Source organism: Bilophila sp. (assembly GCF_057864385.1).
The window spans coordinates 1-6,668 of record NZ_DBMAFI010000108.1 but is presented as its reverse complement, the minus strand read 5'-3'; the positions used below and the strand labels follow the sequence as shown (position 1 = coordinate 6,668).

At 54.3% G+C, this 6,668-nt stretch carries 5 protein-coding genes; 3 read left to right on the top strand and 2 right to left on the bottom strand.

The window, feature by feature from the left end; all coding sequences use genetic code 11:
* Positions 1 to 157: 157 nt before the first annotated feature.
* The gene (trmFO, locus tag ACZM8Y_RS17380) at positions 158 to 1,495 is read right to left on the bottom strand and encodes a methylenetetrahydrofolate--tRNA-(uracil(54)-C(5))-methyltransferase (FADH(2)-oxidizing) TrmFO (protein ID WP_479859655.1); all 1,338 of its coding nucleotides are present in this window, start codon (positions 1,493 to 1,495) and stop codon (positions 158 to 160) included.
* 254 nt (positions 1,496 to 1,749) lie between these two features.
* Between trmFO and ACZM8Y_RS17375 the strand changes: the two genes are divergently transcribed.
* Positions 1,750 to 2,769, top strand: coding sequence for a pseudouridine synthase family protein (locus tag ACZM8Y_RS17375; RefSeq protein ID WP_479859656.1), 1,020 nt, complete (start codon positions 1,750 to 1,752; stop codon positions 2,767 to 2,769).
* Positions 2,770 to 2,960: 191 nt separating this feature from the next.
* Here ACZM8Y_RS17375 and ACZM8Y_RS17370 read toward each other — a convergent pair whose 3' ends face one another.
* Positions 2,961 to 3,185: a hypothetical protein gene (locus tag ACZM8Y_RS17370; protein ID WP_487480248.1), complete on the bottom strand. Its 225-nt coding sequence runs from the start codon at positions 3,183 to 3,185 to the stop codon at positions 2,961 to 2,963.
* A gap of 28 nt (positions 3,186 to 3,213) precedes the next feature.
* Here ACZM8Y_RS17370 and ACZM8Y_RS17365 point away from each other — a divergent pair, with 28 nt between their 5' ends.
* Both ACZM8Y_RS17365 and ACZM8Y_RS17360 read left to right on the top strand, forming a co-directional pair.
* On the top strand, positions 3,214 to 3,843 hold the full coding sequence (locus ACZM8Y_RS17365; protein WP_302554445.1) for a DUF47 domain-containing protein: 630 nt from the start codon (positions 3,214 to 3,216) through the stop codon (positions 3,841 to 3,843).
* Positions 3,836 to 4,843 (top strand): inorganic phosphate transporter, encoded by a 1,008-nt coding sequence (locus tag ACZM8Y_RS17360; RefSeq protein WP_308771983.1) that lies wholly within the window; start codon positions 3,836 to 3,838, stop codon positions 4,841 to 4,843. Before ACZM8Y_RS17365 ends, ACZM8Y_RS17360 begins: the two co-directional genes overlap by 8 nt.
* Positions 4,844 to 6,668 lie beyond the last annotated feature (1,825 nt).

Genomic DNA, 6,668 nt, shown 5'->3' with positions numbered 1-6,668 from the left:
GCCAAGAAAAAATCTACCGCTCCCCCTCCATCTTCACCTATGCCCCATCCTCCCAACAGGGATTCGATAAGGTCAAAAGTTTTAGGTGGAGAGGGGTGGGGTTTGGGGAGGGGAGAGGCCCCCTTTTTCAAAAGGGGGCCTCTCCCCTCCCCAATCTTCAATCCCCTTCCTTCTCCAACCCCTTCAACCACTCGCCAAACGCGGCACGGGCGCGATCCGCATACCACTGCTTGCGTTCCTTCTTTTTCACGCGGACTTCAGGCTCCGGCATGAGCCCGAAATGCACATTGGACGGCTGGAAATGCTTGGCGGGCGTAACCAGATGGTTGAGCAGCGCGCCGAGGGCCGTCGTTGCCGGAGGCTTCGGCAGGGAACGCCCCGCCAGCTTCGCCGCCAGCATCAGCCCCACCCACAAGCCGCAGGCAATAGACTCGACATAGCCTTCCACCCCGGTGATCTGCCCGGCAAGATGCACGTCCGGGCGGGACTTGAGGGCGAGCTCTTCATTCAGGGCCACGGGCGCATTCACGTAAGTATTGCGGTGCATACTGCCGAAACGCACGAATTCCGCGTGCTCAAGGCCCGGCACCTTGCGGAAGCAGACGGCCTGCGCGGGATAGGTCAGCTTGGTCTGGCAGCCCACCAGATTGAACATCGTCTTGTTCCCGTTTTCGGGGCGAAGCTGAAGCAACGCGAAAGGACGCCGCCCGGTACGCGGATCCGTGAAGCCCACCGGCTTGAGCGGCCCGAAGGCCAGCGTCTTCTCGCCGCGCGCGGCAAGCGCCTCCACGGGCATACAGCCCTCAAAATGCTTCTCCTGCTCAAATTCGCGGCTGGCAACCTTTTCGCCGTCGAGCAGGCCCTGATAAAACGCCTTGTACTCTTCCTCGTTCATGGGGCAGTTCAGATAATCGCCCTCACCCGGCTCGCCGTAACGGGAACCCCAGAAGGCGATGCCCATATCGATGGAATCCGCCGCCACGATGGGCGCGATGGCATCATAAAAATAGAGGTGCTCCGCGCCGACGGCCCGTGCAATGGACGCCGACAGGCTTTCGCTCGCCAGCGGCCCGGCGGAGATGACCACCCGCTCGAATCCTTCCAAAGCGGGATCATCGAGATCGGCGATGGCCTTGCGGACAAGCGTAATATTCGGCTCGGCTTCCACAAGCTCCGTCACCTTTCCGGCAAACAGCTCGCGATCCACGGCCAGCGCCTTGCCCGCCGGGACCCGGACAGCGTCGGCCACGGCCATGAGCGCACTGCCGAGTTCGCGCAGTTCCTGCTTGATCAGGCCGACACCGGATGCCAGCTCGTCGGAGCGCAAGGAATTGGAGCAGACCAGTTCCGCAAGCTGCGGCATGGAGTGCGCCGGGGAATAGGCTTCCGGCTTCTGCTCGAAAAGAGTGACGGCAAAACCGCGCCGGGCCAGCTGCAACGCGCATTCGCAGCCGGCAAGCCCCGCACCGACAAGAGCTATTCGCTGTGTAGTCATGGATACTCTGGGGAAAAAAGTTCACGCGCCCCGATCCGGGCGCAACGGGAAAGGCCGGCGGGAAACCGCCGCAGGAGCCGGGAGCGTTCCCTTGCTCCGCCCTCTCCTTTACGCTACACTTCAAGGCATCCGCAACCATTTCAACGCTGGAGCCCCATATGGATTTCATCTGGTTCTTCCTCGGCATCGCCGCCGTAGCCGCCGGCCTGACGTACATCAAGAAATCTTCCCCCAACAACCACTAAGCCCGCCCCATGCCCTCTTCCGCGAACCGCCCCCAAAACGGCGGCATCTCGTTTTGTGTGCCTGAAGAGGCGCGGGGCTGGCGTCTGGACAAAGCCCTCGGCCTCTTGTTGGCCTCCCCTTCCCCCGAACAGCAAGCCGCCCGGCCCGACCTGTTCGCGCTGGCGGATCGCGGCCTCCGGGCGCGCCGCCGCCTTTGCGACCGTTCCCTCGTACTGGTGAACGGCAAACCCGGCATCCCCGGCCTCAAGCTGCGCGCGGGGCAGGAAATCACCATCCTGCCCGACCCGGAAGGCGCGGCCCTCCCGGAAGACGCCCCGTCCCTTGTTTATAAGGATGATGGGATTGCGGCGCTCTACAAGCCCGCGGGCATGCACACCGCAGCCCTCGCGGGAAGCCTTTCCCCAAGCCTCGAAACCCTGCTCGGCGACCTGCTGCCTTCGGAAGAGGGAGGCTATGCCCCGCGCCTGCTCAACCGTCTGGACGCGCCGACCTCCGGCCTTGTGCTCGCATCCCGCACCGAAGAAGGCGAGCGCCGCTGGTACCGGGCCGAGCGCATCGGCAATACGGACAAGCTGTATCTGGCCCTGATAGAAGGCCAGCCGCTCTATGATTTCACCGTGGCCCGCCGTCTGGATACGGACACGCGGAACAAGACGCGGGTGCGCCATACCGACGATCCCGATCCGGTGCGGCATACCGATGTCACCCTGCTGGCCCCCCTGACCGCTGGGGATGTCCCCGGCCTCGTCGAATCCGATGCTCCCGATGCCCCGCTCATGCTCGTGGGCTGCCGCATCCGCAAGGGCGCGCGCCACCAGATCCGGGCGCATCTTGCCGCCGCAGGGCATCCGCTGACCGGAGATTCCCTCTACGGCGCGGGATTGTCCTGCCCTTCCGGTTTTCTCCTGCATCACGGGCGGGTTTCGCTTCCCGATTTCCAAGCCTTCCGCCTTCCCGCGTGGTTTCCGCTGCTTCCTCAGAAGGCGCAGGAGAAAGCCGCGGCGTTTTTAGGAATGGAAGGAGAATGACAATTGGAGAGGGGGGAGAATTTCTAGGCCGTGTCATCAATTATATATAATTATTTGAAATTATTTAATTATTTTAAGCTACAAAAATATCATTTCAATGATTTCAAATAATTATATATCAAACAACGGCACAGCCTAAGAAAGCTCCCCCTCTCCGAACATCTCCCCTTTCTCTTCAAAGATTTTCGTTTTTATCGAATCCCCACCGCCAATTTTTCCAATGTATAAAAAACGTATTGAATCCGAAAATCTTTAATGCCCACAGTTGCCGTGTCTTCGGCGTATTCCAAAGATATGTCCTTATCCATATCTGACGTCTCTTCCGAAAAAATTTTCCATAACGAATCCTTTGATCCTCCTGTCGACTTCTCCTGTTTGCTTGCCCGATCCATTTCTTTCCAGTACAACGGCGGCATTTAAGAATCAGGCCTTTGAGGAGGTTTCATGCTAGCGCGTTTCTTGCCCCAGACGGTTCCGTTTTTCAAATTGCTGATGGAACAGAACGCCGTCCTGCAGCGGATGGCCCAAAGCCTCATCATCGTCATGGAAAACACGTATGAATCGGAAGAACACCTCAAACAAATCAATCTGTTGGAAGAAGAAGCCGACAAGCTCAACCGGAAAATAACATGGCATCTCTCACAGACTTTCATTACTCCCATCGATCGTGAAGACATCCACGCAATCAACCTCGCACAGGAACGGGTGGCGGACGGCATACAAAACCTCGCCAGCCGTTTTTTTATGTGCGGCTTCATGTACCAGCGTTTCCCGGCCCATATGATGACCCGGAACATCAAGGGCATGATTGAGGATACGGGGCTCATGCTCGGGCAGCTTGAAAAGAAAAAGGACATATCGGGGCATCTGCACTCCCTGAAGTCCCGCAAATCGGATTGTGAAATGTTGCAGGCCGCAGGCATCTCGGAAATGATGGACGGCGAAATCCCCAACTTTGAGAAAGTGCGCGAGCTGATCCTTTGGAGCCAGGTCTACGAACGTATCGAGCGTGCCGTGGACATGGTTTCCGACCTCGGCGATACGCTGGAAGAGGTGGTGCTCAAGTATGTTTGAGGTACCCGTGTTGCTTGTGCTCATTGTCGTGATGGCGCTGATCTTCGACTTCACCAATGGGGCCCACGACTGCGCCAACGCCATCGCCACGGTGGTCTCCACCAAGGTGCTCAGCCCCCGCGTTGCGGTCATCATGGCGGCATCGCTCAACTTTATCGGCGCCTTCCTCGGCACCAAGGTCGCCACGACCCTTGGCGCGGGGATCGTCAACACGGACATGGTGGCGAACTGCCAGCCGCTGGTGCTCGCCGCGCTGATCGGGGCCATCGCATGGAACCTCATCACGTGGTATTTCGGCATCCCCTCCTCATCATCCCACGCGCTCATCGGCGGCCTGATGGGGTCCGCCGTGGCCTACGCCGGTTTCAGCACGCTCAACGGCGCTTCCATTGCCGAAAAGATCCTGCTTCCACTGATCCTGTCGCCCCTCGCCGGTTTCGGCGTAGGCTTCCTGACCATGTTTCTGATCATGCTCCTGTGCGCCCGGGCCAACCGCAACAAGCTCACCCGCGCCTTCACCAAGCTGCAAATCGTTTCCGCCGCTTTCATGGCGACGAGCCACGGCCTCAACGATGCCCAGAAGACCATGGGCGTGATCACCCTCGCCCTTTTCATTTTCAACAAAATTGACACGATTGCGGTTCCCTTCTGGGTCAAGTGCGTCTGCGCGCTCGCCATGGCGATGGGCACGGCGCTCGGCGGCTGGAAGATCATCAAGACGATGGGCCACAAGATCTTCAAGCTGGAGCCTGTGCACGGCTTCGCCACCGAAACCTCCGCGGCAGCCGTCATCTGTGGGGCGTCGCTTTTCGGTGCGCCCGTCAGCACCACCCACACCATCACCGCCTGCATCTTCGGCGTCGGCTCGACCAAGCGGCTCTCCGCCGTCCGCTGGGGCGTGGCCGGGAACCTCGTCATTGCATGGATTCTTACCATCCCCGCCTCCGCCTTCATCGCCGCCATTTCTTTTTGGTGCATGAAGGCTGGGGGGATAGTGTAGAGAGCGGAAGATTGGAGGGGGCGGGAGGGCCTTTCTGGAGAAAGCCCCTCCCGCCCCCTCCAAACCTCCCCCACCCTCCCCAAAGACTTTTGGCCTTATCGAATCCCTGTTGATGTCTTTTCCAGACACGAAAGCCCGGAACATACTCCGGGCTTTTAGTTTCTATCCCCTGTTTAGAGCAAATTAACTTTAACATTTTACAATGTTAAAGTGTAAGACACGCTTGATCCGGCATTGAACAGAGCAAATATATTGTGCTTATGTCTTCGCAACAACCGCCTGTTTCCCACACCCGAAAGAGTATTTTCAACGTAAAAACGCTCTAGGCCGTGTCGTTATTTATATGTAACTATTTAAAATTATTAAAAACCATCTTTTATAACCTTAAAATAGTTAGCTAGTTTCACTCGATTATATCTAATTGACGACACGACCTAAGGAAAACACAGGGCTAAAATATATTTTTGCTTGGCTCTGTTATAGTTTGTGGTTGTTTCATCTCCACAGTACGGTGAAAAGACAGCCTTTTTCTCCGGTTTTTCCCTTGGCGGGATCCACGGCTAAGGCATTTTTCCGGTTATCCCTTTGGGGCTTCAAGGAAAAAAACATCAACCGTTTTCTATAACACAGCCTTTTGCTTTTATCCTCGGCTGTACCAAAGGAAATGGTCAATGCTTTATTTTTGGAACCGGGCGAAGAGGCATTTACGGCGTTTTGACGGCATCAAACCGGAACATTTTTACTCGTTTCTGAAGAAATGAGAATGACGCTTCAATGGAGGCTGCCATAGCCATCTTCTCATAGAGCTAAATCATTTAGCTAATCTTAACTAGGTTGTGTCGTTATTTTATATATAATTATTTGAAATCATTGAAAATAACTTTTTGTAATTTAAAATTAATTAAATAATTTCAATATATTATATATAATTGATAACACAAGCTAGGACATCCCCTTATTTTTTAAGGCTCTGCCATAGTATGTGGTTGTTTTATCTCTACAGTACGGTGAAAATACGGCTTTTGTATCTAGTTTTTCCTTGGCGGAATCTATGGCTAGGGCATTTTGTTGGCTATTCCTTTGGAACTTTAAAGAAAAAGCATCAACCAGTTTCTATGACACAGCCTTTTTTAATCCTAAAAGAATGAGCAGTAAAATGCCTCAGCCATAAAGCCCATAAACGGAACAACTGAAGAAAAAACGGTATGTTCTCACCATACTGTGGAGATGAAACAACCACGCCCTCTGACAGGTCCTTCCGCTTTTATCCTTGGCTGTACGATAGGAAACGGTTCGTGCCTTATTTTTGGCTGTGCCATAAAAAATGGTCGATGCTTTTTCCTTGAAGCTCCAAAGGAACCAATAAAATGCCTCAGCCATAAAGCCATAAACGGAACAAGTGAAGAAAAAACGGTATACTCTCACCATACTGTGGAGATGAAACAACCACGCCCTCTGACAGGGCCTTCCGCTTTTATCCTTGGCTGTACGATAGGAAACGGTTCGTGCCTTATTTTTGGCTGTGCCATAAAAAATGGTCGATGCTTTTCCTTGAAGCTCCAAAGGAACCAATAAAATGCCTCAGCCATGGACTCCGACAACGGGGAAACTGGATAAAAAGGCTGCATTTTCATCATGTTGTGGAGGTGAAATAACCACACATATATAATAAGGCTGTGTTTAAGTTTGTGGTTGATACAAGATTCCAACTGGAAAGGAAGAGCTCTTTGGAGATTATCTGGAGGTCTCGCAACAATTCTTCAAGACTGGATTTCATGTAATGAACAAAAAATGAGAGAGGCCCACATCACTAGACGTGAAACGA

Excerpts from the sequence above, each read along its gene's own strand:
- trmFO (WP_479859655.1), bottom strand. The coding sequence starts at position 1,495 with ATGACTACACAGCGAATAGCTCTTGTCGGTGCGGGGCTTGCCGGCTGC.
- ACZM8Y_RS17370 (WP_487480248.1), bottom strand. The coding sequence starts at position 3,185 with ATGCCGCCGTTGTACTGGAAAGAAATGGATCGGGCAAGCAAACAGGAG.
- ACZM8Y_RS17365 (WP_302554445.1), top strand. The coding sequence starts at position 3,214 with ATGCTAGCGCGTTTCTTGCCCCAGACGGTTCCGTTTTTCAAATTGCTG.
- ACZM8Y_RS17360 (WP_308771983.1), top strand. The coding sequence starts at position 3,836 with ATGTTTGAGGTACCCGTGTTGCTTGTGCTCATTGTCGTGATGGCGCTG.
- ACZM8Y_RS17375 (WP_479859656.1), top strand. The coding sequence starts at position 1,750 with ATGCCCTCTTCCGCGAACCGCCCCCAAAACGGCGGCATCTCGTTTTGT.